Here is a 26,321-nt window from a genome sequence, read left to right as displayed (position 1 = left end):
ACGTCTCCCCTCGGGACGCGGGCGCCCCGTCGTGCGGTCGTGCGTCAGAAGTGCGGGTCCCAGGTGTCCTCGGTCCTGCGGCCGTCGTGGTCGCCGTCCGGGCGGGGGCGGGACCAGGCGGGTGCGTCGCCGGTGCCGTCGCCGTCGCGCCGGCCGGGCGCGGGGCGGGCCCCGAAGCGGAACCGGTCGCGCCAGGTGCCCCCGGACGGGGCGCGGCCGCCGGACGGGCTGCGGCCGCCGGACGGGCGCGCGCCGGTGGCCCTGCGGTCGTGGACGGCGAGCCGGAGGTCCTCGTCGAGGGCGGTGGCCTCACCGGGCCGTACGGGCTGCTCCCGGCCTCCGTGCGGGCGCAGCCGCAGTTCGCCGCCGCCGGTGCGGTGCAGCTGGTGGGCACCGTGGGCGCCGGGGCGGGCCCTCTGGAGGGTGGGGGCGGCGCCGAGGGTCTGCTCGACGGTGAAGCGGAACGTGCCGCCCTGGCCCTGCCCGGCCCGTACGGTGAGCCGGTCGAGGGTGCGGTCCTCGCGGAGGAGTTCCAGCTCCACCCCGGCCAGGTCCTGCCGGAGGCGGCGGGCGCGCAGGCGTACGGCGAGGAACGCCCCGAGGAGCAGTACGGCGGCGCCGCCGCCGGCGAGGGCCGGCCACCAGCGTTCCAGCCAGGTGGGCGGGGCCTCGACGCGGACGTCGAGGAAGACGCTGTCGAGGACCCGGCCGTGGTCGGCGGCGTCGACGGCGGTGAGCTGTCCCCCGATGTCGCCGAGCGGGGTGCCGGGGCCGACGGCGAGGGTGAAGGGGGCGTCGCGGCGGCTGCCCGGCGCGACGGTGACGGTGGCCGGGTCGACGCGGAGTTCGGTGCCGGCCGCCTGGTCGGCGAGGGCGAGCCGCAGGGTGCGGGGCGCGGTGTCGTTGTTGGTGACGGACAGGGTGCCGTGGACGGTGCCGCCGGGGTGGACGGTCACCCGGTCCACGGTGAGCCCGGCCACCACGGCGGGGGTGCCCTCGCCGACGCGGGCGTGCAGGGGGCGCCGGTCGGAGGTGACGCCGGGCGCGGCCATGCTGGTGGTGAGCCGCAGCGCGCCGGTGGCGCCGGCCGGGACGGTGACGGTGCCGGTGAACCGTACGTCGGACGCCGTGCGGTCCGGGGCGCGGCCGTCGTCGGCGAGGGTGAGGTCGACGGGCTCGAAGCCGTCCCCGGCGAGCCGGGCGCCGACCTTGATGCCGGCGAGCTGCGCCGGGTCGGTGACGACGACGCCGCGGCGGGTCTGCATGCGGACCTCGACGACGGCCTTCTCGCCGGGGCGGGGGGAGGCGGGGTCGAGGGTGACGGCGGAGCGGAGCCTGCCCTGCCAGATGGCGCGGACGGCGACCTCGCGGTCCCGGTGGCCCTCGGGCGCCTCGACGTGGGCGCGCCAGCGGCCGGGCAGCGGGTTGTTGACGCGCAGCGCCTCCACGGGGCCGTCCTGGCCGCTGAGTTCGAAGACGGAGTCGTCGAAGCGGCCCCGGGTGGGCACCTTGCGGCCGCGCGGGTCGTAGTAGGTGACGGTGACCTTCGGGTCGTGCTTGCTGACGGTGATGGCGCCGTCGGTGGCGATCGGCGGGATCGTCACGTACAGGTCGGCGGGCGGCCGCTTGGAGTCGCCGGGGGTGATGCCGGCGCAGCGGGCGGCGGCGAAGGTCTCCTGGAACGCCTTGTCGATGCCGGTCGAGTCGGCGACGACCCGCATCCGCGGCGTGGCGGAGGGCAGGTCGGCGCAGCCGCCCCGGTAGCCGCCCTCGGCCATGTCGGTGAGCGTGGCGCGGTCGATGGCCGTGCCGAAGCCGAGGGGCCAGATCTGGACGTGCTCGCGGCGGGCGCGGGCCAGTTCGTCGGCGAGGCGCTTCGCGCCGTTGGCCCGCCGGCTCTCCGGGTCGGCGCCGTACTCGGGGCTGTCGTCGACGTCGAGGCGGCCGTCCGTGAGGAGGAAGACGACCTTGGGGGTGGTGGGGGCGCTCTTCTCGGTGAGGCGGCCGACGGCCTGCCGGATCGCGGCCGGGAAGTCCGTGCCGGGGCCGACCCGGGCCGGGTCGCGCCGCGCCAGCTGCTGCACGCAGTCGCTGAGGCGCTGCCGTCCCGCGGCGTCGGCGACGGTGGGCGGGCACACCTCCCGTACGGGCGACTGGCCGGGCTTCTCCGAGCTGCCGAAGCCGATGACGGTGGCGCGGGAGCGTTCGGATATCTCGCCCTGGGCGAGGAGCGCGGCCGCCTCGACCTCGCGGGCGAGGTCCTCGTCGGACAGGCTGTCGGACTGGTCGACGACGATGGCGAAGTCGACCGGGTCGGCGCCCTCGGCGGGGGACGCGGTCGTGCCCACCGCGGCGGCGGGTGCCGGCGGCGGGGCGGGGGTCAGGGCCGCGAGGCCCAGGGCCAGGGCCAGGGCGGCGGTTCCCGCGGCCCGTGCGGTGCTGGTCAGTCGCATGTCTTCGGTCACCACAGTTCACTCAGGAGGGCGAGCGCCGAGCCGAGGGCCAGGCAGAGGACGCCCGCGCGCAGCCAGCGGTACTTGGCGGCCAGCACCTGTCCGTGGACGCTGGCCTGGTCCAGGAGCCAGGAGGTCGTGTCGGTACCGGCCTCGGCCAGCCGGTCGAGCAGCGCGCCGGCGGGGGCGCCGGCGGCGAGGTCGCGCAGGAGGGTGCGGTCGGCCCCGATGCGGGTGCGGGGCAGGACGACCGCGACGAGCATCAGCATCCCGGCGCCCCACAGGGCGGCGGCCAGGGCGACGAGGACGGCGGCGGCCCCGTGCGCGGTGAGGGGCGCGGGGTCGCGGGCGAAGACGACGGCGAGGAAGGCCAGCGCGCCGGACAGGAGGATCGCCGCCTTGGTGTCGGCGCGGCCTATGTCCTCGCGGACGGTGCTCAGCAGGCGCTCCGCGAGGGCGCGGACCTCGTCGGGCGGCGCCGGGGCGCCGCTCGTCCCGCTCATTCGTCGTCCCAGTCGTCGAAGTCGGCGCTGGGGCGCGCGGGCGGGGCGTACGGCGGGGTGTCGTGGCGGTCGTCGGTGCGGCGGGGGGCGCCTCGCCGGGAGGACGCGCCGGTGTCGCGGTCGCGGGCCTGCTCGCGTTCCCGTTCGCGGGCGGACTGGACGTTGGTCGGCTCGTGGACGTGGTGCGGCTCGTGGTCGCGGTGCGGGTCACGGTCGCGGTGCGGGTCGCGGTCACGGTCACGGTGAGGATCGCGGTCGCGGTACGGGTCACGGTGAGGATCGCGGTCGCGGTCGCGGTACGGATCGTCGTCCGGGTCCGCGGGGCGGGGGCCGGCGGGCTCGTCCTCCCAGGGCGGGCGGGTCGGTTCGGCGGACGGTACGCCGTCGGTGAGGGCGCGGGGCCGGGGGCGGGGCAGGTCCAGGACCCGGTCCGCGACGCCGCCGAGGACGCCGCCGCTGCTGCTGCGCAGGTGCTCCAGGACCTGGTAGGTCATCTGGTCCAGGTCGTGGCGCTCGATGACGCCGGTGTCGATGAGCCGGTGGAGGACGGCGAGGAAGTCGGCCTTGCCCTCCCGCTCCTCGGCGAGCAACTGGCGGCGGATCTCCCACTGCTTGTCGGGGTTGGTCGCCATGTGGTGGGCGATCTGCGCGACCTCGCCCTGCTGGAGCACGGCCTGGAGCTCCCTCGTCCGGTCGGCGAGGAGCTGCCGCTCGTACGCCTCCCTGCGCCGCTCCCGTTCGGCGACGCGCCGGTCGACGCCCATGTCGACGAGGGTGCGGTCGGCCTTGGCGATCTGCCCCTTCACGTCGCTGTCGAGGTCGAAGAAGACGTGGACGCGGGTGCGCAGCCCGAGGTCGCGGCCGAACTGCAGCCGCCCGGCGGCCAGTTCGTCCCGTACGGCCTCGTCGGCGCGCTGGGCCTCGGTGATCCCGAACCGGCGGGAGACGGCGCGCAGCCCGTCGAGGAGGTCGTCGCGGAGGAGTTCCGCGACGTCCCACACCTGGCGGGTGACGACGAGGTGCGGGTCGTCGACCTCCCACTGGACGCCGGCCTTGGCGCGGAAGGACACCCCGTCGCCGGCGGCGGGCAGTTCGAGGTCGAACTCGGTGACGTTGCGGCCGAGGAGCACCTCGAAGACGGTGTAGGGGCTGCCGAACAGGGGCGTGCCGTGGTCCTCCTTGCGGTCGGGCCACATCACGCGGTGGCCGCCGTTGCGGTAGAGGAGGACGGCGGCGAGCCGGCCGCTGGTGCGCCGGTAGGGCGGCGGGCACTCGCGCAGGAGGGGACCGCGGGGGCGGATCTCGGGCGGGTTGCCGTCGGACGGTCCGTGCCCGGCGTCGTCTCGGGGGTCGTAGGGAGAGGGCCCGGGGGTCATCGCTCGGCTCCTTCCGCCACGGCGTCCCACATGCGGCCGGCCGCGGCCTTGTCCAGGGGCTTGTCCCGGTCGCGTACGAGCCCCGTGAGCAGGCCGCGCAACCGGTCGCGGTCCCGGGGAGTGGCGGCGAGCAGCGGCAGGAGGCCGCAGACCAGCCGCAGGGTCTCGGGGTCCCGGGCGGCGCGCCGCAGCAGGGAGGCGAGGCCGACCAGGGCGGGTTCCCCGGCGCGGGGGGTGCCGAGGGCCGCCCGGACGAGCGCGGCCAGCCGGGGCGTGAGTCCGGGGCGGGTGGCGAGCAGCGCGAGCAGCAGCGGCCGGGGCCCCTGGGCTTCGAGATGGGGCACCTCGGTGAGGCCCCAGAGGTGGGTGGTGCGCATGGTGAGCGTGCCGATCGCGGTGAGCAGCACGAGGTCGGCGAGGGCGCGCCGGCCGTCGTCGAGCCAGTGGCCGAGGCGCTGGGTGACGGTCTCGGGGTCGGCGGAGGCCAGGAGGCGCATGACGCTGAAGGAGGCGGTGGCGAGGGCGTCGGTGTCGTCGCCGTCGCCGGAGCGCACGACGGCGCCGAGCGCGTCGAGCGAGGAGCGGACGGAGCCGGCGGGCAGGGCGTAGCCGTGGGCGAGGACGGCGGTGTCGACGAGCGCGGGGTCGCCGCTCCTGGCCCACTCGCGCACCACGGCGGCGACGGCCGGCTGGACGCGCGGGTCGCGGGCGGCCTCGGCGAGGGCGGTGGCGGCGGCCATGCGGGGGACGCGGGCGTCGAGGGCGGCGAGGGGGCGGACGAGCTCGCCGAAGCCGTACACCCAGTCCCAGGAGCACAGGACGCCGGCGGCGACGGAGGCGCGGACCCACACCTCGGGGCGGGGGTCGTCGCACAGGCCGCGCAGCCACCGGGCGACGGGGCCGCGGACGTTGTGGTGGCCGTGCCACACCTCGTGGAGGACGGCGGTGGCGAGGGCGTCGCCCTGGAAGCGGATGACGCGGGCGGGGACGCGGGCGGCGCCGAGGTCGAGTTCGCCGTCCTCGACGACGGAGCGGGCGACGACGGGCCGGTTGTCGGCGTGGGTGCCGAACAGGCGGCGGCCGGTGGGGTGCTCGGGGTCGAGGGTGACGGCGAGTTCCCAGGCGAGGAGCTCGGCGGCCTCGGCGGTGAGGCTGTACGCGGAGCCGTTGAAGACGGCGACGGCGATGCGGAACGCGGCGGCGTTCAGCGCGGGCAGCGCCTCGGGGAGCGTGCCGGGCCGGTCGGCGCCGGCGAACCAGGCGCGGGCCTGGGCGCGGACGAAGGCGCCGCAGTCGTCGAGGAGCTGGGCGTGGGTGAGTTCGCCCTTCTGGTGGCGGGCGAGGTGGTCGGCGAGCCGGGCGGCCTCGCGGGGGCGCAGCTCGTCGAGGCCGAGGGCGCGGACGACGTCGTCGTGGGCGGCGAGGGCGCGCGCCTCGTCCAGGGCGCCGTCGGGTTCGCCACGCAGCAGGGTGCGCAGGTGGCGGTGGAGGACCTCGCCGGGCGGCGGGGGCGGGCAGTACACGCCGTACCGGCCCTGGAGGAGCCGGTCGGCGAGGTCGCCGCTCCCGACGAGGACCACTCCGTACGACTCCTTGGCGCGGAGCTGGCCGCTGAAGCGGTCGAGGTGGAGTTCGGTGAGGCGGCGGGGGCGGGGGGCGCGGTCGCCTCCGCCGGGTTCGGGGTCGGCGACGGCGCCGTCCTCGGGCGGGAGTTCCAGGAGGTAGCCGTGGCCGCGCTGGAGGGCGTCGTCGCCGATCGTGTGGACGGCGGTGGCGGGGTCGAGGCGGGTGACGTGATCGTCGGTGAGCTCGGAGAGGAGGGCGAGCGCGGTGGCGGTGCGGCCGCTGCCGGGTTCGCCGGTGAGGACGAGCAGCCCGCAGGAGCGCAGGAGCCGCTTCATGCGCTGGTAGCCGGTGGTCTCGCAGTAGACGTCGGCGAGCCGGCCCAGGGTCTCGTCCGGTACGGCGCCCTGGACGGCGGGCGGCCCGGAGTCGACCCAGAACTGGTTGATGAAGGTGTTGTCCTCGAAGACCTGGCCGTCGCCGCGGATGTCGTAGCGGCGTTCGGCGCGGCCGTGTTCGAAGGTGGTGCGGGCGGCGTGGGCGGTGCCGGCGCCGCCGGTGCCGCCGGAGGCGCCGAGCGGGTTGCGGCCGGCGTGGTCGAAGGGGTTGGGCGGGGGTTCGGGCGCGCGGTCGGCGTCGGCGGGGTCCCTGCCGGGCTGGTCCCTGCCGGCGCCGTCCCGGTCGCGGCCCTGGTCCCGGTCGCGGGCCTGGTCCCGGTCGCGGGCCTGGTCCCGGTCGCGGGCCTGGTCCTGGGGTGGGTCGGCGGGCCTGGTGTCGTCGGCCCGGTGGTCGGACTGCGGGGCGTCGTCGTGGTCGGTCACGCGCGCTCGCCTCCGTCGCGGTCCTTGCGGATGCCGGTGAAGCCGCCGCGGATCGTGTTGCGCTCGAAGACCTGGAGGTCGCCCCCCGCCCGGTAGCTGCGTCCGGGCGGGGGCGCCTCGGCGGTGCGGGGCGGTGGGCCGCCCCCCGTCGTCGGCCCACCGCCGGTCGGTGCGGCACCGGGCGCGCTGTCCCGGGTGCCGGCGGGTTCCCCTCCGGAGTCGTCCGGCAGGGGTGGTGCGGGCCGCCTGGGGATGTGGAACCAGGCGGTCTCGTCCGTCTCCTTCACGCGGACGCGGGCGGGCCGGTAGTGGTCGGGCTCGACGTACCGGCCGCCTTCGGAGACGACGTTGTCGTACAGCCAGCCGGAGACGACGACGAGCAGGTCGGCGTCGTCGGCGCGGGCCATCACGTCCTTGGCCGTGGGGCTGTCGCAGAGCCGGCAGGCGAGGTCCACGGCGCGGCCGACGAGCCCCTTGCCGTCGTCGAGGACGAGGCCGGCGTTCATGCCGACGCGCAGCCGCAGCCGCGGGTCGCGGCCGGCGTTGTACTCGCGCAGGCTCTCGTAGAGCGTGTCGACCCACCGGCCGACCACGAGCGTGGGCGGTACCTCGGTGCGCAGGGCGGCGAGGATGCCGTCGCCCCGGTCCTCCTGGTGGACGTCCCCGGGCTCGACGCCGATGGACGCGTAGGCCTCGCCGAAGGACGCGTACATCGCGGCGCGCATCTGCTTCTTCGCCTCGATGCCCAGCGTCCCGGAGGCGCAGGCGTCTCCGTGGACGACCAGTCTGTGGATGGCTCCCGCACTGCTCACTCGGACTCCCTGGGTGCCGTGATGTGCCGTGGTGCTCGTGGTGACAGGGCAAGCCTCGCCGCGTGGCGCGACGGGCGATGTAGCCGTTTACACACCCGGCGGAGATTTCTCCGCGGGCCCCGCCGGGCGCGGTCCGCGGCCCTGGGCGAGATGGAGGAGGTCCTCCATGTCGGTGACGACGACCTGGCGCGGACCGGTCCGGACGACGTTCTGTTCGCGCAGCTGGCGCAGGGCCTTGGCGACGGCTTCGCGGGTGGCGCCGATGGCGGCGGCCAGGTCGTGCTGGGGCAGGGGGATCTCCAGGACCGTGCCCTGCGGGCCGGGCCGTCCGGCGTGCTCGGCGAGTTCCGCGAGGCGGGCCGCGAGGCGCTGGATGACGGTCTCGGAGGCGAGGGAGCGGCGTTCGACGTCGGCGCTGCGCAGCCGGGCGCTGAGCTGCCGCATGATCAGTGAGGTGGCGTGCGGGCGGGCGGCGAGGAAGCGGCGGAACCGGTCGCCGGAGACGGACACGGCCCGGACCCGGCCCAGCGCGGTGACGGTGGCGCTGCGCGGGCCCTGGTCCACGGCGGCGAGGTCGCCGACGACCTCGCCCGCGCCGCGCAGGGCGAGGATGAGGCGCGTGCCGCGCTCGGTGCCGACGGAGACGACGGCCCAGCCGGAGAGCAGGACCAGGACGTAGGCGGAGACGTCGCGTTCCCGGATCATGACGGTGCCGGGTTCGTAGTCGCGGGGGACGCCCTCGGCGAGGAGGGCGCGGCGGTCCTGGGCGGAGAGGGCTTCGAGGAAGGAGCGGTCCTGGCCGAAAAGACTCATTCCGCTCCCTTCCCCCACGCGCCGCACGCCCGAACAGACCTTCGCGTGTTCGGTTGGTTCGCATGGGGGTTCGTGCGCCGTTCGATTGACACGGTGGCTCAAGTGACCTTGAAAACAACGATGTTGACGTTGCGTCACTCCTTTGGGGTGAAGAACGCTATGGGGTTGGTTCAAGCCCGTCAACCGAGAGGGAAGCGCACCGGGCGCACCTCACCCCGTCATGCGCTCCGCGTGCCTACCTGCCGCACCCCGCATCCGCCCCCCTGCGCCGCCTGTGCGCCCCCGCACCGGCCGGACGCGCGGACCTCGCCCCGGCCCTCCCCCACCCCGGCCCGCCGTCCGCCCCACCGGTAAAACCCCTGGCCGGTGGTGCGGCGCCGCCCCGATACTGAGCGGGTGTTCCTGACGATCAGCATGACCGGCACCCCGGAACGCCCCGCGACCGACCTCGGTTTCCTGCTGCACAAGCATCCGGACAAGGCACAGGCGTTCTCCACCTCCTACGGCACGGCCCACGTCCTCTACCCCGAGGCGACGGCCGAGCGCTGCACGGCCGCGCTGCTGCTGGAGGTGGATCCGGTCACGCTGGTGCGCCGCGGCAGGGGCGGACGCCCCCAGGACCGTGGCCCCGACACGGCGCTCGCCCAGTACGTCAACGACCGCCCGTACGCGGCGTCCTCCCTGCTCGCCGTCGCCCTGGGCCACGTGTTCTCCAGCGCGCTGGCCGGCCGTTGCGCCGCCCGCCCCGAGCTGGCGGCGGCCGCGCTGCCGCTGCGCGTCGAGGTGCCGGCGGTGCCCGCGAAGGGCGGCGCCGACCTGGTGCGCCGGCTGTTCGAACCGCTGGGCTGGGCGGTGACCGCCGCACCGGTGCCGCTGGACGAGCGGTTCCCCGAGTGGGGCGACTCGCGGTACGTCCGGCTCGCCCTCGACGGCGAGCAGCGCCTCGCGGACGCCCTGCGCCACCTGTACGTGCTGCTGCCGGTGCTGGACGACGCCAAGCACTACTGGGTGTCGGCCGACGAGGTCGACAAGCTGCTGCGGGTCGGCGAGGGCTGGCTGCCGGGCCACCCGGAACAGCAGCTGATCACCCACCGCTACCTGTCGCGCCGCCGCTCCCTGACGCAGGAGGCGACGGAGCGCCTGGAGCTGGCGCGGCTGGCCGCGGCCGACGACACCGAGGCCGCGGAGCTGGACAACGCCGTCGACGAGGACACCGACACCGAGGAGCGGCCGGTGCCGCTGGCGGTGCGGCGCCGCGAGGCGATCCTGGCCGCGCTGCGCGACGCGGGCGCGAGCCGGGTCCTCGACCTGGGCTGCGGGCAGGGCCAGCTGGTCCGCGAGCTGCTGAAGGACCCGCGCTTCACGGAGGTCGTCGGCGTGGACGTGTCCGTGCGGGCGCTGGCCCTCGCCGCCCGCCGCCTGCGCCTGGACCGGATGGGCGAGCGCCAGGCGGCACGCGTGCGGCTGGTGCAGGGCTCCCTCACGTACACGGACCAGCGGCTCCGGGGGTACGACGCGGCGGTGCTCAGCGAGGTCGTCGAACACGTCGACCCGCCGCGGCTGCCCGCCCTGGAGTACGCGGTGTTCGGCGCCGCCCGGCCCGGCACGGTGCTCGTGACGACGCCCAACGTCGAGTACAACGTCCGCTGGGAGACCCTGCCCGCCGGGCACGTCCGCCACGGCGACCACCGGTTCGAGTGGACCCGCGCCGAGTTCCGCGCGTGGGCCGGCGGCGTCGCCGCGCGCCACGGATACACCGTGGCGTTCGCGCCCGTCGGGCCCGAGGACCCGGAGCTGGGACCGCCCACGCAGATGGCCGTGTTCACCGCCGCCGCCACCGCACCGACCACGAAGGAGGAGAAGGCCGCATGACCACCACCGCCGTCACGGAGCCCGCCGCCGGGCGGACCCGCCGGCTGCCCGTCACCGACCTGTCCCTCGTGGTCCTCGTCGGCGCCACCGGCTCCGGCAAGTCGACGTTCGCCCGCCGGCACTTCAAGCCCACCGAGGTCATCTCCTCGGACTTCTGCCGCGGGCTGGTCTCCGACGACGAGAACGACCAGGGCGCGAGCCGCGACGCGTTCGACGTGCTCCACTACATCGCCGGGAAGCGGCTCGCCGCCGGCCGGCTCACCGTCGTCGACGCGACGAACGTGCAGCCCGAGGCGCGCCGCCGGCTGGTGCGGCTGGCCCGCGAACACGACGTGCTGCCCATCGCCGTCGTCCTCGACGTGCCCGAGGAGGTGTGCGCGGCGCGCAACGCCGCCCGCCCCGACCGGGCGGACATGCCCCGGCACGTCATCCGCCGCCACCGCGGCGAACTGCGGCGGTCCCTGCGCGGCCTGGAGCGCGAGGGCTTCCGCAAGGTGCACGTGCTGCGCGGCGTCGAGGAGGTCGAGGCCGCCGAGGTCGTCCTGGAGAAGCGGTACAACGACCTGCGGCACCTGACCGGCCCGTTCGACATCGTCGGCGACGTCCACGGCTGCGCCGCCGAACTGGAGGCCCTGCTCGCCAGGCTCGGCTACGTCGACGGCCGGCACCCCGGGGGGCGCACCGCCGTGTTCGTGGGCGACCTCGTCGACCGCGGCCCGGACAGCCCCGGCGTGCTGCGCCGCGTCATGGGCATGGTCGAGTCCGGCGACGCGCTGTGCGTGCCGGGCAACCACGAGAACAAGCTGGGCCGCTGGCTCTCCGGCCGCGACGTCCGGCGCACCCACGGCCTCGCCGAGACGATCGAGCAGCTGGAGCGGGAGGACGACGCCTTCCGGCAGCGGGTGCGCGAGTTCGTCGACGGGCTCGTCAGCCACTACGTGCTCGACGGGGGCCGGCTGGTGGTGTGCCACGCCGGCCTGCCGGAGAAGTACCACGGCCGCACGTCGGGCCGGGTCCGCTCGCACGCCCTGTACGGCGACACGACCGGGGAGACCGACGAGTTCGGGCTGCCCGTGCGCTACCCGTGGGCCGAGGACTACCGGGGCCGCGCCGCCGTCGTGTACGGCCACACGCCCGTCCCCGACACCTCCTGGGTCAACAACACGATCTGCCTGGACACCGGCGTCGTGTTCGGCGGGAAGCTGACCGCGCTGCGCTGGCCGGAGCGGGAGCTCGTCGACGTGCCCGCCGAACGGGTCTGGTACGAGCCGGCCCGGCCGCTCGTCACGGACGTCCCCGGCGGGCACCAGGGCCGGCCGCTGGACCTGGCCGACGTGCACGGCCGGCGGGTCGTGGAGACCCGGTACGCGGGCAACGTCGGCGTGCGCGAGGAGAACGCCGCGGCCGCGCTGGAGGTCATGAGCCGCTTCGCCGTCGACCCGCGCCTCGTGCCGTACCTGCCGCCGACGATGGCGCCGACCGCCACGTCGGATCTCGACGGGTACCTGGAGCACCCGGCGGAGGCGTTCGCCGGGTACGCCGCCGACGGGGTGGCCCGCGTCCTGTGCGAGGAGAAGCACATGGGGTCGCGGGCCGTGGTCCTGGTGTGCCGGGACGCGGCCGCGGCGCGCGAGCGGTTCGACGTGGAGGGCCCCACCGGCTCCCTGTACACCCGCACCGGGCGCCCCTTCCTCACGGACGGGGTGATGACCGAGGCGCTCCTCGACCGGGTCCGCGCCGCGGTCACGGCCGCCGGGCTGTGGGACGCGCTGGACACGGACTGGCTGCTCCTGGACGCGGAGCTGATGCCGTGGTCGCTGAAGGCCGGCGGCCTGCTGCGGTCGCAGTACGCCGCGGTGGGCGCCGCGGCCGGCGCGTCGCTGCCCGGCGCGATCGCCGCGCTGGAGTCGGCCGCCGCACGCGGCGTGGACGTGTCCGGTCCGCTGGAGCGGACCCGCGGACGGGCCGTCGACACGGCCGCGTTCACCGACGCCTACCGGCGGTACTGCTGGCCGACGGACGGGCTGGACGGGGTCCGGCTCGCGCCGTTCCAGGTCCTGGCCGCGCGCGGCCGCAGCCTGGCCGGGCTGCCGCACGACGAGCAGCTCGCCCTCGTCGACCGCCTCGTCGCGGCCGACACGACGGGCCTGCTGCGCACGACGCGCCGGCTCGTCGTCGACACGGGCGACGAGGCGTCCGTGCGGGCGGGCGTCGACTGGTGGCTGGAGCTGACCGGCCGGGGCGGCGAGGGCATGGTCGTCAAGCCGCTGCAGGCCCTCGCCCGGGACGGCCGGGGCCGGCTGGTGCAGCCGGGCGTCAAGTGCCGCGGCCGCGAGTACCTGCGGATCGTCTACGGCCCCGAGTACACCCGGCCGGAGAACCTCCGGCGCCTGCGCTCCCGCTCCCTCGGCCACAAGCGCTCCCTCGCCCTGCGCGAGTACGCCCTGGGCCTGGAGGCCCTGGACCGGCTGGCCGCCGGCGAACCCCTGTGGCGCGTCCACGAACCGGTCTTCGCCGTCCTGGCACTGGAGTCGGAACCGGTCGACCCCCGCCTGTAGCCGCCCCCGGGGCGGGGCCCACGGGCCCCGGCCCGGTGCGGTGCGGTGCGAATCCGGGTCCGGGTCCGGCGGGGGCGGTACGGGTCCGGCGGGCGGTACGGGACCTCGGGGAGGTGGCGTACCGCGGGAAGCGGCACGCCGGAGGGGAGCGGCGCGCCACCTCCCCGATACGTCACCGGGAGCGGCGCGCCGGAGGGGTGGCGCGCCCGTGCGGGCGGCTTCCCCGCGCGCCGCTCCCCCGTGCCGGTCAGTCCAGCTGGGACTGGACCTGGGAGGAGATCAGCTCCAGGTGGTCCAGGTCCTGGAGGTCCAGGAACTGGAGGTACATCCGGGAGCTGCCCAGGGCCGCGTACCGGCCGATCTTGTCGACGACCTCGGCGGGCGAGCCCGCCAGGCCGTTCTCCCTCAGCTCGTCCACGTCCCGGCCGATGGCCGCCGCACGGCGGGCCACCTCCGCGTCGTCCTTGCCGACGCACACCACCAGGGCGTTGGAGTACACCAGGTCGTCGGCGCTCCGCCCGATCTCCTCGGCGGCCGTGCGGACCCGGCCGAACTGGCGCTCCGTGTCGGCGAGGGAGGCGAACGGGATGTTGAACTCGTCGGCGTACCGGGCCGCCAGGCGCGGCGTGCGGGTCGCGCCGAGGCCGCCGATCAGGACCGGCACCTTCGGCTGCGCCGGCTTGGGGAGCGCCGGGGAGTCGGTCAGCTCGTAGTACTTGCCGACGTAGCTGAACTTCTCGCCCGGCTGCGTGCGCCACAGGCCGGTGACGATGTCGAGCTGTTCCTCCAGCCGGCCGAACTTCTCCTTGGGGAAGGGGATGCCGTACGCCGTGTGCTCCGCCTCGTACCAGGCGGCGCCCAGGCCCAGTTCGACCCGGCCGCCCGACATCCGGTCGACCTGCGCCACCTGGATCGCGAGCACCCCGGGGAGCCGGAACGTCGCGGCCGTCATCAGCGTGCCGAGCCGGATGCGCCGGGTCTCGCGGGCCAGGCCGGCCAGCGTGATCCAGGCGTCCGTCGGGCCCGGCAGCCCGGTGACGGAACCCATGTGCAGATAGTGGTCGGAGCGGAAGAAGGCGTCGAACCCGAGGTCCTCGGTGGCCTTGGCGACGGTGAGCAGGGTGTCGTAGTCGGCGCCCTGCTGCGGTTCGGTGAAGATGCGCAGATCCATGCCCCCATCCTGCACCGGCGGGCGCCGCCGGCCGGACCGCGGTGGGCGGTGCCCCGCCGGCACCGGGCGGTCACGGCCCCGCCGCCGAGTCCGCCGGGTCCGTCACCTCGACCCGCTCGGGCCGCGGCCCCTCCGCACCGGCCGGGCGGGCGCCCGGCACCCCGCCGAGCGCCGTCCCGCCGTGGCCCCACCGCCCGTTCGCGCCGTCGGGAGGCCGGGCGCGATCGTGCACCGCCATGCGGCGCAGCATGACGCGCACCCGGTCGCCGGCCTCGTCGGCCGCGTCGATCGCCTCGATGCACTGCCAGTAGAGGCTCTCCTCGTCCGTGGCGCAGGCCACGGCGACGAGGGCCATGCCCACCTCCCCCAGCAGCACACCGAGCGCCAGTAACGTGCCGCGCAGGTCGAGCACTTCGGACAGGCGCGACGCCGTCACCCCCGTCCGCCGCACCGGGTGGTCCGGGGCCGCGCCGCCCCGGCCGCCGGTCTCGCCCAGGCCGCGTGCCTCGCCTCTCAGCTCCCGCGGCCCGAACAGGGCCAGATGGTCCCCGATCGCCTGGGCGAGGCACTGCGCCTGCCAGGCCGACGCCATGATGTCGGGCACCGCCCGGCTCCCGGCGAGATCGCTCCGGCTGATGGAGATGAGCCGTTCCGCGTCCATGCCCGCCACCCCCGTTGGTATGACTTTCCACTCACAGAGTCACTACCCAGAGTGAACCTGTCCGAGTCTAAACACCAGGGGAATTCGGAAATCTGTGGACACGAAGCTCAGTGTGAATAAGTCCATCACTCCGAAGAGTGACGATCTTGCCGTGCGGACCGCCCCGGCGGCCGCCCCACCGGGAAGCGCAGTTCGTTCCGGTCGATCTTCGCGGAGAGCGCCTCCAACGGGTCGACGCCCAGCACCCGGCAGAACTGGAGGAGGTAGGCGAGCACGTCGGCGACCTCGTCGGCCACGCGGTGCGCCGTCTCCGGGTCGTCCATGACCCGGTCGGCCTCCTCCGGGGTCAACCACTGGAAGATCTCCAGCAGTTCGGCCGCCTCGACGCTGAGCGCCGCCGCCAGGTTCTTCGGGGTGTGGTACGGCTGCCAGGCGCGCGAGGCGGCGAACTCGGCCAGCCTGCGCTGCAGTCCCTGCACGTCCAGTTCGGTCACGGCGACAGGTCTACCACCACCGCCCCGCCCACCCTCGACCGCGGGCCCCGCGACGACCCGCCGCCCGCACACCGCCGCCCGCACACCGCCGTCCACGCGCCGCCGCCCGCACACCACCCGCGCACCACCACCCACGCGCCACCGCCCGCCGACCGCCGTCCCCGCGCCCCCGCGGCCCGGGTCCGCACGGCGGGGCCCACGGCCGAGGCCCGCACCCCGGGGTCGAACCGTCCCGGGCGGGCGGCAGGCCCGTTCCGCCGGGCGCCGCTCCCCGCCCCGCGCCCGTCAGGCGTGGGGCACGGCCGCGGCGGCCGTGCCCTCGACCTCCGTACCGGCGGGGGTGAGGAGGAACACGTTCCGGTCGACCCGGTGCATGGAGCTGCCGAGGCCGAAGACGACCCCGCTGCTGAAGTCCAGGACGCGCTTGGCGACCTCGGTGTCGGCGCTGGTCAGGTCCAGCAGCACGGGAACCTGCGCGACGAGGTACTCGGCGACCTCCCGCGCGTCCGCGAAGACCTGGACCCGCAGCACCACCATGCGGCGCTGCGCCCCGGCCTCGGAGTCCTGGGGGATCGTCCGGTGATCGACCCTGGACGGCCACTCGTCGCGCCCCCGCAGCGGGACGACCTGCGCCAGTCCCTCCCACTGCTCGTCGGTGACGTCGTACCTCTCGTACCTACTCATGCACCCATCCTGGCGTCCCTCACCCGTTCGGCCCAACTCCGACACGGGTCGTGTCCCGCCCGTCCGCGCCGCCGGGTCCCGGCCGGCGACCCGGGCGGCGCCGAACGGCGGTTCGGGCACGGCCAGTCGGGGCCCGGTGCCCGCGAACGAGGGGAACGCGAACGAGGGGAACGCGATCGGCGGCACCGGGTCCGGCGTCCCGGTACGCCCTGCGCCCCGGACCGGCGGTTCCCGCGCGCGGCGGAAGGGCGGCGCCCCGTCCCGGGCCGCTTCCCGGTGGACGGGCGGCCCTCGGCGCGCGCTCCTACGATGGGGGCATGCGGTTCACGGATCGTGCGACCGCCGGACGGCAGCTGGCCGAGGCCGTGGAGAGGCTGCGCCCGGACCGCCCCGTCGTGCTCGGGCTGCCGCGCGGCGGGGTCCCCGTGGCCCACGAGGTGGCCACGGCGCTGGGAGCCCCCCTGGACGTGCTGGTCGTCCGCAAGCTGGGCGTGCCGTCCCAACCCGAGCTGGGCTTCGGCGCGATCGGTGAGGACGGCGTGCGGATCGTGAACGACGCGGTCGTCCGCGCCGCCCGGGTCGACGAGCGGGACCGGGCGCGCGTGGAGCGGGCCGAGCGGGCCGTACTGGACGAGCGCCTGCGGCGGTACCGGCGCGACCGGGCCGGGGTGCCGCTGCGGGGGCGGACCGCGGTGCTGGTCGACGACGGGATCGCGACGGGCTCGACGGCCCTGGCGGCCTGCCGGGTCGCGCGGGCGCACGGCGCGGCGCGGGTCGTGGTGGCCGTCCCGGTGGCCCCGCCGCAGGCACTGGCGCTGCTGCGCCGGGAGGCGGACGACGTGGTGTGCCTGTCGTCGCCGGAGTGGTTCGGGTCGGTGGGGCAGTGGTACGACGACTTCACGCAGACGGGGGACGAGGAGGTCGCGGAGCTGCTCGCCCGGCACCCCCCGCCCGCGCCGCGGCCCGACGCCCCGCCCGCGCCGCGGCGCACCGGCTGAACCGGCACGGCCTGGGCACCCTGCCTTCCGCCCTCCGCACCCAGCCCGGGTCCCGGGACCGCGAACGGGTCCTCGACGTCCCGCCACCGCCCTCCCCCGCCGCCGGCGCGGCGTGACCACCGGGCCGTACGAAGGGGCCGCACCCCTTTGCGCGGGCCGCCGCAGGGCCCACAGTGGAAGGAGAGCACCGTGGAGCCGACGCTCCGGCGCCGACCGTCCGGGAGGCCGTCATGAGGCAGCACACGCCGGTGCAGGGCGCACCGCAGGCCCCTGCCCACGAGGAGGTGCGGGCCCCGGCGGACGCCCCCGTCCCCGCCCCGCGCGACGTGCCGGTGCTGGAACGGGCCGTCCGGGACGTGATGCGGACGTCGCTGGTGACGGTCGCGGCCGGTGAGACGGTGCTCGCCGCCTGGGAGCTGCTGGAGCGGTCGGGCGCGCGGCACCTGCCCGTGGTCCTGCCGGACGGGCGCTGCGCCGGCCTGCTGGACCGGGCCGAGGTGGCGGTCGTCTGCGCGGCGCCCGCCGTGTCGCTGTCCCGGCGCTACGCGCGCGACCTGCTGCGCTGCCGCAGGTGCGTGGTGGTGCACCACGGGGACGCGGTGGGCCGGGCGGTGGCCGTGATGGACGCGAACGGCTGCGACGCGCTGCCGGTCGTCGGGGACGGCGGGACGCTGGCCGGGCTGTTCACGGCCGCCGACGTGGTGGCGGCGCTGGCCGGCCGCGGGGCCGAGGTGCTGCCCGGCCTGGGCGAGCGGCCTCCGTACCCGTACCCGGTGACGCCCGGCCTGCCGCCCCGGCGGGACGACGACCGGATGTCGCCGGTGCCGTGACGCGGGACGCCGTGCCGTGGCGCGGGGTGCCGTGACGTGACGTGTGGAGGAGGTGGCGCGGTGGCCAGGAAGTCCGAGCAGGGCCGCGACCGGGACCGCGGGCGCGGCGGGGACGCCGGTGCGCCCGGGTCGGCCGGACGGGGCCGGGACGGCGACGAGCGGGGCGCTCCCGGAGCGCGGCTGCCGGCCCACGGGCCCGCGCGGCCCGGCCGGGGGTCGGCGTGGCGGGACCGGCCCGTACGGACGATCCGGGTGCCCGGCCTGTTCGGGTGACCCGGGCGCCCGGCCTGCCCGGACGGGCCCGCCGCATACGACCCGGGTGGGCCCGGCCCGGGTGAGCACGCCGCGCCCGGTGCGGGTCAGACGGTGAACGGGCGCTGGGCGAGGAAGGACGCGGCGGGCCGCCCCGACACGTACAGGTTGGGGCTCTGGCTGGCCGGCATGCGGCGGAGGATCGCGCGGTGGAAGGCCTGGTGGCCGCCGCGGTAGCCGCCCCTGTCCCAGACCCCCAGCAGCGTCCCGGTGAACTTGCCGTTCACCTGCCCGTCCGCGGCGAGCTGGTTGTCCTGGCAGGCGGAGATCAGCAGCGCGTCCGCGGGGCGCCCGTCCGCGCGCAACTCCCGCTGGAGCTCGCGGAAGAAGTCCCTGTCGCGCTGGTACAGGGCGCCCTGCCGGGCGACGGGCATGAGGCGGGACGCCTCCTCCACCCCGGCCGGGTCCGTCGTGCCGAACTGCTCGCGCAGCGCCTCCGGCGTGAGCAGGTCGCGGACCTCGATGCCGCTGCCGCTGTGGCAGCAGTCGAGCAGGACCAGGATGCGCACGCCGTCGGCGAAGCGGGCGAGTTCGCGGTTCAGCTCGTCGTCGAGGTACTGCCGGTCGTACAGCACGAGGGTCTCGTCGAGGGCGTCCGGCTCGTCCTCGCCGGCGGTCTCGTCCGGGACCTGGCCGCCGTGTCCGGAGTAGGTGAGGAGGAAGGCGTCCCCCTCGCGCAGGCGGGCCGCCGCGGCGCGCAGGGCCGCGGTGACGCCCTCGACGGTGCACTCGTCGGTGAGCAGGAGGGTGTCGGAGTAGCCGGCGTCGCGGGCGAGGGCGGCCATGTCCCGGGCGTCGTTCTCGCAGGCCAGGAGGCGGCCGTCCCAGCCGTCGTAGCGGTCGGGGTCGACCGTGTTGAGTCCGATGTGCAGGGAAAGGCCGGTGGCACCCATGGGATCTCCTGATGCGGGCGTACGGGGTCGGTCGGTCCCATCCCTTCCGTGCGCGGGTCCCGGGCGAACCGCCGGGGGGCGGCCGGGCGGGGAAATCCGCCTGAACGGGTCCGTCCGCCGCGTCCGCGCGCCACCGTCCGCCGGGCCCGCGCGCCACCGCCCGCCCCTGCGCTGATGGGGTGGCGTGGGCCGCCGCGCCGTTGGGGGCCCACCACCGCGCGGTACCAGTCAGACCATGATTTCTTCCGATGATTCGGAGGGCCCGGGCGGTTCCCTGGCCGACCGCGACGGCTACGACGAGGGCTTCCTCGGCCCCGCCGTCCCGCTGCCGCGCCTCACCGAGCCCCGCGTGGAGACGGTCGTCCTGCCGTACACGCACTTCAGCGTGGTGCTGCGCCCCGACCGGCGGCTCGCGGCCGCCACCGCCGTGTGCATCGACGGCGAGCGGCTGGTCGAGGACGTGCCGCGCACCGACGCCTGGCGCTACGACCCGCGGGTGGCGGAGAGCTGGCAGGCCGGGCCGGAGGTGTACCGGGACAACTCCCTGGACCGGGGCCACCTGGTGCGCCGCCTCGACCCGGTGTGGGGCACGGCGGCGGTGGCGGTGCGCGCGGACGGCGACACGTTCCACTACACGAACGCCGCCCCGCAGGCCGACGTGTTCAACCAGGGCAAGCAGGTCTGGCAGGGCCTGGAGAACTACCTGCTGGACCACGCCGCCCGCCACGACCGCCGGCTGACCGTGCTCACCGGCCCCGTCCTGCACGACGCCGACCCGCCGTACCGGGGCGTGCAGGTGCCGCTGCGGTTCTGGAAGGTCGCCGCGTTCGTCCACGACGGGGCGCTCGCGGCGACGGCGTACGTCCTCGACCAGAGCCCCGACCTGACGCGCGACGCCGACCGGGCGCTCGCCGGGGCCGTGCCGGGCGCCCCGCCGCCGCTGGGCGCGTTCCGCACGTACCAGGTGCCGGTGGAGGACGTGGCACTGCTGACCGGCCTGGACCTGGGGCCGCTGCCGACCGCCGACCTGATGCCGCCGGCGCGCGCCCCGGAGGCCCGGTGGCGGCGCCTGGAAGCGCCTGACGAGACCGTCATGGACATCTGAGGCACGGGAGGGCCGATGCGACCCAGGATCGTGTACGTCCACGGCAGCGGCCCCAAACCGCGCGCCGGGCTGCTCAAGGCGCAGTGGGACCGGGCGCTGTTCGGGCACGAGGCGGACGACCGGTCGCACCTGGCGTACTGGGCGCCGCTCCTCCACCCGGAGCCGCTGCCCGAGCACGTGCCGGACCCGCTGGAGGGGTGGCCCGGCGCGGCCGCGGAGGCCGAGGCCGCGGGGGGACGCCCGGAGGCGGCGGCACGGGCCCCCGAGCCGCCGCTGCCGGAGGACCCGGCGCGGTTCGCGGCGCGGACGGCCGCCGGGGCCGCGCGGGCCCGCCCCGGCGCGGCGGGCGGGGACCGGGGCGGGGCGGAGGGCGGGGGCGGGGGCGGGCCGCTCGACGGGTGGCTGCGCGACATGACGTACTTCGCCGAGGCGCTCGCGCTGGCCGAGGAGCCCCGCCCGGGGCCCGGCGAGGAGCCGCTGCCGAAGGCCCTGCCGCTCCCCCGGCCCGCCCGTACGGCGCTGTTCCGGCTGCTGGTGAAGCGTGCCTTCGAGGACGTCCACGCGTACTTCTTCGGCGGCGCCGGGCCGGCGGCGCGGCAGGTCGTGGCGGACGCGCTGGACGCCGCCGGGGCGGCCGGGCGGGCGGACGGCGGCCCGCTCGTCGTCGTCGGCCACAGCCTCGGCAGCGTCGTCGCGTACGACGTGCTGGCGGCGGGCGGCCGGCGGGTCGACCTGTTCGTCACGCTCGGCTCGCCGCTGGGGATCACCGAGGTGCAGGACCACCTCGCCGCGCCGCCCGCGATGCCGCCCGGCACGGCGCTGTGGCTGAACGCCTCCGACGCACGCGACGTCGTGGCGCTCGACCACGCCCTGCGCCCCGACTACACCCCTCCGGGCCAGCTCACGGACCTGCTCGTCACGAACGCGAGCGCCAACCACCACGGCATCGGCGAGTACCTGTCGAACCCGCTGGTGCGGGAGCCGGTGCGGCGGGTGCTCAGCCGTATTGCATGACCGCACCCCTGGTGTGACCATGACGGAAGAGGGCCGAAGGGGGCTCGGGACGACCGGGAGGGCGACCGGTACGACGGCGACGACCGGGCAGGTGCTCAATGCCGTTGGAGACCCCTGAGTGGGACAAGGTCACCGAGTGGGTGCGGGAGTACCTGCTGGACTCCACCGACCCGTACACCCAGCTGCGGCACGCCGACTTCGCCCCCGAGTTCATCGGCGGCCTGCCGCTGACCGCCGTCAGCTCCCAGAACGCGCGCGTGCTCGTCCAGGCGTCGCGCCGGACCATCGACGGGCAGGTGCGGCTCCTGCGGGCGCTGGTCCTCAACGACCGGCTGCGGAACCTGCCCTGCGTCCGGGACGCCGAGGAGTACCTGGCCCAGCTGGAGCGGGACGCCGAGGCGCACACCTCGCAGGACGTGTTCCGCACGCACCTGCTGCGCGGCGGCGCGGAGGTGTTCCTCGACCGGGACGACCTGCGCGAGACGCTGCGCGCGTTCGTGGCGGACGACCACAAGTCGGTGCTGCTGGTCGACGGCGAACCGTGCAGCGGCCGCTCGTACACGTACACGTTCATCCGGCACATCGCCCAGCACCAGGGGTTCCGTCCGGCGCGGGTGCTGCTGGGGCCGACGGTGACGGCCACCAAGGTCGTGCGGCGCCTCACCGCCTTCGTCTCCGACCCGCGCACGGGGGCCGCGCAGCAGGCCGCCGCGGACCTCGACGACCCGCTGCCGGCGCTCGACGAGGCGGTGCACTGGCTGGTCCTCCAGGCGACCGGCGCGGACGACCTGTTCTGGTTCGTGCTGGACGACTGCGACCGGCTCGACCCGGGCTCCGACGTGTGGGACCTGATCGGCCAGCTCGCCCTCACCATCTACGAGTACGAGCCCGTGCGCCGCGCCCAGGCGCCGCGCCTGGTGCTCCTCGGGTACGGGGAGTCGATGCGTCAGCTGCCGTACGAGCTGCGGCACAGCATGTGCCGGGACCGGGCGCGGACCGCCGGACCGGACGACGTGCGGGCCTTCTTCGACCGGTACGTCCGCGAGCAGCCGCCCCCCTCGCTGGCCGCACTGGTGGCGGAGGAGCGGGAGGCGGCGCTCGCCGGGCTGGTCGACGTGGCCGTGGAGGAGGTCCTCGCGGCGGCCGGCGAGGCGGACGGCGGTGCGGCCGGGAACCCGCCGGGCGGCACGCCGGGCGGTCCCGGCGGTCCCGGCGGGGAGAGCTACATGCGGCGGCTGGGCACCGCGGTGGAGGGAGCGATCCGTGTCTACCGTGCCCTCGGCTGACGCCTCCGGCGCCGCCGCGCTGTGCGAACGGTTCCGGGCCCGGCTGCGGCAGGAGCTGCGGCCCGCCGCCGGACCGCCCGCCGCCGTGCCGGACGCCCGGCACGGCTACCGCCGGGCGGCCTGCCTGCTCACCTCGTTCGACCCGCGGAAGCTGCGGCTGCCGGAGGAGTCCGCGCCGACGGGGCGGGCCGTGATGGAGCTGGCGGCGGACTGCTCGGCGACCGGCATGGCCGACCGCACGGAGTGGACGCTGAAGCCCGAGGTGCGGGAGGCGGCGCTGCGCGCCCTGTCCGGCCCCGAGGAGGCGCTGCGCGCGCTGGAGGCCAACCTGGGCGCGGTGTCCGAGGAGCCGGGGCCCGAACGGGCGTGCCTCGCCCTGCTGCGCGGGCAGACCCCCGGGACCGTGGGCGCGGGGCCGGACGAGCTGTCCGACGTGCTCCAGGCGGTGCTGTGGCTGTCGCTGGTGCCGGGGGTGACGGGGCTGCCGGACGCCCGCGTCGTCCGGGCCGAGCTGGAACTGACCCGGCTGCTGCAGCCGCTGGAGCGCCTGGTGCGGGTGCCGTTCGTGGGCCGGGAGGCCGAGCTGGCGAAGCTGCGCGACCACGTCCACGCGCCGGGGCCCCCGCCCGGCGCGGGCCCGGCCGTGCCGGCGCCGCTGGTGGTGCACGGGCCGGGCGGCATGGGCAAGAGCACGCTCCTCGCCAACTTCCTGCTGGACAGCCTGCGCAGGGGAGCGGAGACCGGGGGCGTGGGCGGCGGCGTGCGGAGGTTCCCGTTCCCCTTCGCGTACATCGACTTCGAGCGGGCCACGCTGTCGGTGTACGAGCCGGTGACGCTGATCGCGGAGATGGCCCGGCAACTGGGCATCCAGTACCCGGCGTTCCGCGCCGAGCTGGACGCGCTGGCCGCCGACTGCCAGGAGGAGGCGCGCGCGCAGCGGGCGGAGGAGGAGCGGGTCGCCGAGCTCAACCGGCTGGCGACCACGCGGGCGGGGGTCGGCCGGAAGACGTCGCAGCAGTTCCTGGCCGGGGCGAGCGAGCGGGAGAGCGCGCTGTCCCGGCGGCTCGGCGAGGTGCTGCGGCGGGCGGTGACCGGCGACGTGCCGTTCGTGATGGTCGTCGACTCGTTCGAGGAGGCCCAGTACCGGGGATCTCCGGCGCTGGGGCGGATGTGGGCGGTGTTCCTGGCGCTGACGGAGGCGTACCCGCGGGTGCGGGCCGTCGTGTCGGGGCGGTCGCCGGTCGGGCACCCGGCGGCCGGGGCGCGGGCGGTGGAGGTCGAGTTGCACGACCTGGGCCCGGAGGCGTCGGTGGAGCTGCTCGGCGCGTGCGGGGTGCGGGACCCGGAGCTGGCGCGGGTGCTGGCCGAGCGGGTTGGCGGGCACCCCCTCAGCCTGCGGCTCGCGGCGCGGGCGGCGGCGCTGGCCGGGTCGGGCGCGGCGGGCGTGAGGGAGCTGATCGGCAGCCTGCCGGCGCGGCGCCGGGACTTCTTCCGCCGCGTCGACCAGATGCTCGTGCAGGGCGTCCTCTACCAGCGGATCCTCCAGCACATCCCCGACCCGGACGTGCGGCGCCTGGCCCGCGCCGGGCTGGTGCTGCGGCTGATCACGCCGGACGTCATCCGGGAGGTGCTGGCCGAGCCGTGCGGGGTGGCCGTGACCGGGCCGGAGGACGCGCGGCGGCTGTTCGGCACGCTGTCCCGGCTGGACCTGGTCGAGTCGTGGGGCCCGCAGGCGGTCCGGGTGCGGGCCGACGTGCGGGCGATCATGCTGCGGCTGGTCTCGGAGGACCCGGAGTCGCCGACGCGGGAGGTGGAGCGGCGGGCCGTGGCGTACTACGCGGCGCGGGAGGGCCTGGAGGCGCGCGCCGAGGAGATCTACCACCGGCTGCGGCTGGGCGAGGACCCGCGCACCGTGGAGGAGCGGTGGCTCCCCGGCGTGGAGCGGCTGCTGGAGGGGGCGCAGAACGAGATGAGCCCCCGGGCGGCGGCGCTGCTCGGCGCGCACCGGCGGCGCGGCGGGGCGTCGGACCTGGTGATGGCGGAGGCCGACCAGGAGGACTGGGAGCGGATCGCCGCCCGCGAGGTGGAGGACCTGCTGGCGCAGGGGTTCACCGAGGAGGCGCTGGCCCGGCTGGCCCAGCGGCGCCCGTGGACGCCGTGCAGCTCCCTGCACGTGCTGCTGGCGGAGGCCCTGGACCGGGCGGGGCGGCGGGCGCAGGCGCGGCGGGCGGTGTCCGACGCGATCGACACCGCGCGGGAGGCGGGCTGCGGGGAGCGGCAGCTGGAGCTGCTGCTGCTGTCGGCGCGGCTCGCGGAGGGGGACGGCGACACCGACAGCGCCGACCGGGACCTGCGGCTCGCGGAGGACGTGGCGATCTGCCTGGGCCAGCACCTGGAGGCGATGGGCACGCTGCTGGCCAGGACGCGGCTCGCGGCGGGCTCGGACGCGCCCGACCGGGACGCGGACACGCGGCTCGCGCGGCGGCTGCGGCAGGTCCCGGACGAGGTGCTGGCCGACCAGCCGTCGCTGGTGCGGGCCGCGGCGTCCCAGGTGTACACGCTGGACGCGCAGGCGCTGGACCACGCGCTGGAGCTGGTCGGGCTGCCGGAGGGCGACGAGGTGCTGGAGATCCTGGGCACGGGGCTGCGGCAGGCGGTGCGGGCCGACCCGCTGCTGCTGCGGCCGCTGATGGACATCCTGCGCTCGGCGGCCGGCGCGCGGGAGGCCCCCGCCCGGCAGGCCGGGCCGCCGGGCGCCGGGGCGCCGCCCGTGCCGTCGCCGCCGCCGTCGGACGTCACGGACATCCTGCGGCTCGTACGGGACCGGGGGACGCTCGACGAGCTGGCGCGGCGGCTGCTGGTGCTGCGTGACCGGAGCGGGCGGATCGCAGCGAGCGTGGCCGCCGCCCTGCGCGGTGGAGGAGGCGGTGGTCTGCCATGACCGGCGGGACGGGCGCGACGGGCTACCTGTCGCGGGAGGACATCCTCGCCGTGCGGGACGCGGCCCTCGACGCGGGCCTCACCGACCCGGCGATGCGGCCGCTGCTGTTCGACGGGGTCATGCCCCGGTACCGGGCGACGCTGCCGCTGCTGCCGGCGCCGGGCCTCCAGGTGCAGTCGGACCTGGTGGAGATGAACCGCGTCGAGCGGCTCGTCGACGGGTCGGTGCCGCTGGAGACGTGGCTGCGCAACGCGGTCGCGCAGACCACCGCGGCGGCGCCGGCGGCCGTGCTCCAGCGGGCCCTGGACGACGTGGCGCGGGACGCGAGCGGCGAGCCGGACGTGCTCGCGGACCGGCCGGTGCCGGAGCTCAAGGAGGAGATCGTCCACCGGGACGACACGGTGCCGTTCGGGTTCCTGCGCGGCGGCGACGCGGCGGGCGCGGCGGTCGCGCGGGTCAAGGTGCCGCCGTACGAGGGCGGGGAGCCGCTCCAGCCGAACGGCTTCCCGCACTCGGGCACCGCCTGGCTGGTCACCCCGGACCTGCTCGTCACCAACCACCACGTCGTCAACGCCCGTACCGCCTCGGGCGGCAGGCGCGCCCTGGCGGGCCCGGAGGACCTGCTGCTCCAGGCGCGCGGCGCGCGGGCCCGGTTCGACTACGAGAGCGACGACACCGAGACGGAGGAGGCCGCCGTCCGGGAACTGGCCGCCCACGACGCGGAGCTGGACTACGCGGTGCTGCGCCTGGCGGAGCCGTCCACGCGGCCGGTGCTGCGCCTGGCCGGGCGGACGCTGCGGGTCGCGGCGGGGGACGTGGTGGCCGTCAACATCATCCAGCACCCGGGCGGCGCCCCGAAGCGGGTCGCGCTCCGCAACAACCTGGTGTTCCGGGCGGACGACCGCGACCTGCACTACTTCACGGACACGCGCAGCGGCTCGTCGGGGTCGCCGGTCCTGACGGACGACTGGCGCGTGGTGGCGCTGCACCGGGGCACGCGGCGCGTCGAGGACGTGTCGTTCCAGGGCCGTGACACGGCGTTCGTGAACGTCGGTACGCAGTTCACCGCCGTCATGGCCCACCTCGCGGAGCACGCCCCGCGGGTCCACGCCGAGATCGAGGCGGCCCAGCGCGGTGCGGCCGGGGCGCCCGTCTGAGAGG

At 76.5% G+C, this 26,321-nt stretch carries 20 protein-coding genes and 1 pseudogene; 10 read left to right on the top strand and 11 right to left on the bottom strand.

The window, feature by feature from the left end; all coding sequences use genetic code 11:
• Positions 1–44 precede the first annotated feature (44 nt).
• The 6 genes from IE106_RS08730 to IE106_RS08705 form a co-directional block, all read right to left on the bottom strand.
• Complete coding sequence (locus IE106_RS08730; RefSeq protein ID WP_189531631.1) at positions 45–2,453, bottom strand: vWA domain-containing protein; 2,409 nt, start codon at positions 2,451–2,453, stop codon at positions 45–47.
• Between the two features lie 8 nt (positions 2,454–2,461).
• A complete protein-coding gene (locus IE106_RS08725) occupies positions 2,462–2,956 on the bottom strand; it encodes a Pycsar system effector family protein (protein WP_189531629.1) in 495 nt (164 codons plus the stop codon).
• On the bottom strand, positions 2,953–4,332 hold the full coding sequence (locus IE106_RS08720) for a hypothetical protein (protein WP_189531628.1): 1,380 nt from the start codon (positions 4,330–4,332) through the stop codon (positions 2,953–2,955). The genes IE106_RS08725 and IE106_RS08720 overlap by 4 nt, the downstream gene beginning before the upstream one ends.
• Positions 4,329–6,716: an nSTAND3 domain-containing NTPase gene (locus IE106_RS08715; protein ID WP_189531627.1), complete on the bottom strand. Its 2,388-nt coding sequence runs from the start codon at positions 6,714–6,716 to the stop codon at positions 4,329–4,331. Before IE106_RS08715 ends, IE106_RS08720 begins: the two co-directional genes overlap by 4 nt.
• Positions 6,713–7,528: a hypothetical protein gene (locus IE106_RS08710; RefSeq protein ID WP_189531626.1), complete on the bottom strand. Its 816-nt coding sequence runs from the start codon at positions 7,526–7,528 to the stop codon at positions 6,713–6,715. Before IE106_RS08710 ends, IE106_RS08715 begins: the two co-directional genes overlap by 4 nt.
• Positions 7,529–7,615: 87 nt before the next feature.
• Positions 7,616–8,341, bottom strand: coding sequence for a Crp/Fnr family transcriptional regulator (locus tag IE106_RS08705; RefSeq protein WP_189531625.1), 726 nt, complete (start codon positions 8,339–8,341; stop codon positions 7,616–7,618).
• Positions 8,342–8,737: 396 nt separating this feature from the next.
• Here IE106_RS08705 and IE106_RS08700 point away from each other — a divergent pair, with 396 nt between their 5' ends.
• Both IE106_RS08700 and IE106_RS08695 read left to right on the top strand, forming a co-directional pair.
• Positions 8,738–10,213 carry a 3' terminal RNA ribose 2'-O-methyltransferase Hen1 gene (locus tag IE106_RS08700; RefSeq protein WP_189531624.1) on the top strand — a complete coding sequence of 492 codons (1,476 nt, stop codon included), beginning with the start codon at positions 8,738–8,740 and terminating at the stop codon, positions 10,211–10,213.
• Positions 10,210–12,771: a polynucleotide kinase-phosphatase gene (locus IE106_RS08695; protein WP_189531623.1), complete on the top strand. Its 2,562-nt coding sequence runs from the start codon at positions 10,210–10,212 to the stop codon at positions 12,769–12,771. The genes IE106_RS08700 and IE106_RS08695 overlap by 4 nt, the downstream gene beginning before the upstream one ends.
• Positions 12,772–13,018: 247 nt before the next feature.
• On the opposite strand, the gene IE106_RS08690 is transcribed toward IE106_RS08695, so the two are convergent.
• The 4 genes from IE106_RS08690 to IE106_RS08675 form a co-directional block, all read right to left on the bottom strand.
• The gene (locus tag IE106_RS08690; protein ID WP_189531621.1) at positions 13,019–13,942 is read right to left on the bottom strand and encodes an LLM class F420-dependent oxidoreductase; all 924 of its coding nucleotides are present in this window, start codon (positions 13,940–13,942) and stop codon (positions 13,019–13,021) included.
• A gap of 70 nt (positions 13,943–14,012) precedes the next feature.
• Positions 14,013–14,603: a DUF6099 family protein gene (locus IE106_RS08685; RefSeq protein WP_189531619.1), complete on the bottom strand. Its 591-nt coding sequence runs from the start codon at positions 14,601–14,603 to the stop codon at positions 14,013–14,015.
• Positions 14,604–14,728: 125 nt separating this feature from the next.
• The gene (locus IE106_RS08680; protein WP_189531617.1) at positions 14,729–15,097 is read right to left on the bottom strand and encodes a nucleotide pyrophosphohydrolase; all 369 of its coding nucleotides are present in this window, start codon (positions 15,095–15,097) and stop codon (positions 14,729–14,731) included.
• A 285-nt stretch (positions 15,098–15,382) separates the two neighbouring features.
• A complete protein-coding gene (locus IE106_RS08675; protein WP_189531615.1) occupies positions 15,383–15,781 on the bottom strand; it encodes a cell division protein SepF in 399 nt (132 codons plus the stop codon).
• A 317-nt stretch (positions 15,782–16,098) separates the two neighbouring features.
• Here IE106_RS08675 and IE106_RS08670 point away from each other — a divergent pair.
• From IE106_RS08670 to IE106_RS08660, 3 genes and pseudogenes are all read left to right on the top strand, one after another.
• Positions 16,099–16,722: pseudogene (locus IE106_RS08670) on the top strand (phosphoribosyltransferase); the annotation flags it as partial.
• A gap of 287 nt (positions 16,723–17,009) precedes the next feature.
• Positions 17,010–17,609 (top strand): CBS domain-containing protein, encoded by a 600-nt coding sequence (locus tag IE106_RS08665; protein ID WP_189531610.1) that lies wholly within the window; start codon positions 17,010–17,012, stop codon positions 17,607–17,609.
• Between the two features lie 60 nt (positions 17,610–17,669).
• On the top strand, positions 17,670–17,882 hold the full coding sequence (locus IE106_RS08660) for a hypothetical protein (RefSeq protein WP_189531608.1): 213 nt from the start codon (positions 17,670–17,672) through the stop codon (positions 17,880–17,882).
• Positions 17,883–17,968: 86 nt separating this feature from the next.
• Here IE106_RS08660 and IE106_RS08655 read toward each other — a convergent pair whose 3' ends face one another.
• Complete coding sequence (locus IE106_RS08655; RefSeq protein WP_189531606.1) at positions 17,969–18,814, bottom strand: caspase family protein; 846 nt, start codon at positions 18,812–18,814, stop codon at positions 17,969–17,971.
• A 235-nt stretch (positions 18,815–19,049) separates the two neighbouring features.
• Between IE106_RS08655 and IE106_RS08650 the strand changes: the two genes are divergently transcribed.
• The 5 genes from IE106_RS08650 to IE106_RS08630 all read left to right on the top strand — a co-directional run bounded on the left by IE106_RS08650 (position 19,050) and on the right by IE106_RS08630 (position 26,317).
• Positions 19,050–19,919, top strand: coding sequence for a DNA/RNA non-specific endonuclease (locus tag IE106_RS08650; protein ID WP_229840192.1), 870 nt, complete (start codon positions 19,050–19,052; stop codon positions 19,917–19,919).
• 15 nt (positions 19,920–19,934) lie between these two features.
• Positions 19,935–20,933 (top strand): hypothetical protein, encoded by a 999-nt coding sequence (locus IE106_RS08645; protein WP_189531605.1) that lies wholly within the window; start codon positions 19,935–19,937, stop codon positions 20,931–20,933.
• Between the two features lie 104 nt (positions 20,934–21,037).
• Positions 21,038–22,219: a hypothetical protein gene (locus IE106_RS08640; protein ID WP_189531603.1), complete on the top strand. Its 1,182-nt coding sequence runs from the start codon at positions 21,038–21,040 to the stop codon at positions 22,217–22,219.
• A complete protein-coding gene (locus IE106_RS08635) occupies positions 22,197–25,160 on the top strand; it encodes an AAA family ATPase (RefSeq protein ID WP_189531601.1) in 2,964 nt (987 codons plus the stop codon). Before IE106_RS08640 ends, IE106_RS08635 begins: the two co-directional genes overlap by 23 nt.
• Complete coding sequence (locus IE106_RS08630) at positions 25,157–26,317, top strand: trypsin-like peptidase domain-containing protein (protein ID WP_189531600.1); 1,161 nt, start codon at positions 25,157–25,159, stop codon at positions 26,315–26,317. Before IE106_RS08635 ends, IE106_RS08630 begins: the two co-directional genes overlap by 4 nt.
• Positions 26,318–26,321 lie beyond the last annotated feature (4 nt).

It is taken from the genome of Streptomyces roseolilacinus (assembly GCF_014649335.1).
GTDB lineage: Bacteria > Actinomycetota > Actinomycetes > Streptomycetales > Streptomycetaceae > Streptomyces > Streptomyces roseolilacinus.
This window is presented reverse-complemented; position numbering and strand designations above follow the sequence as displayed.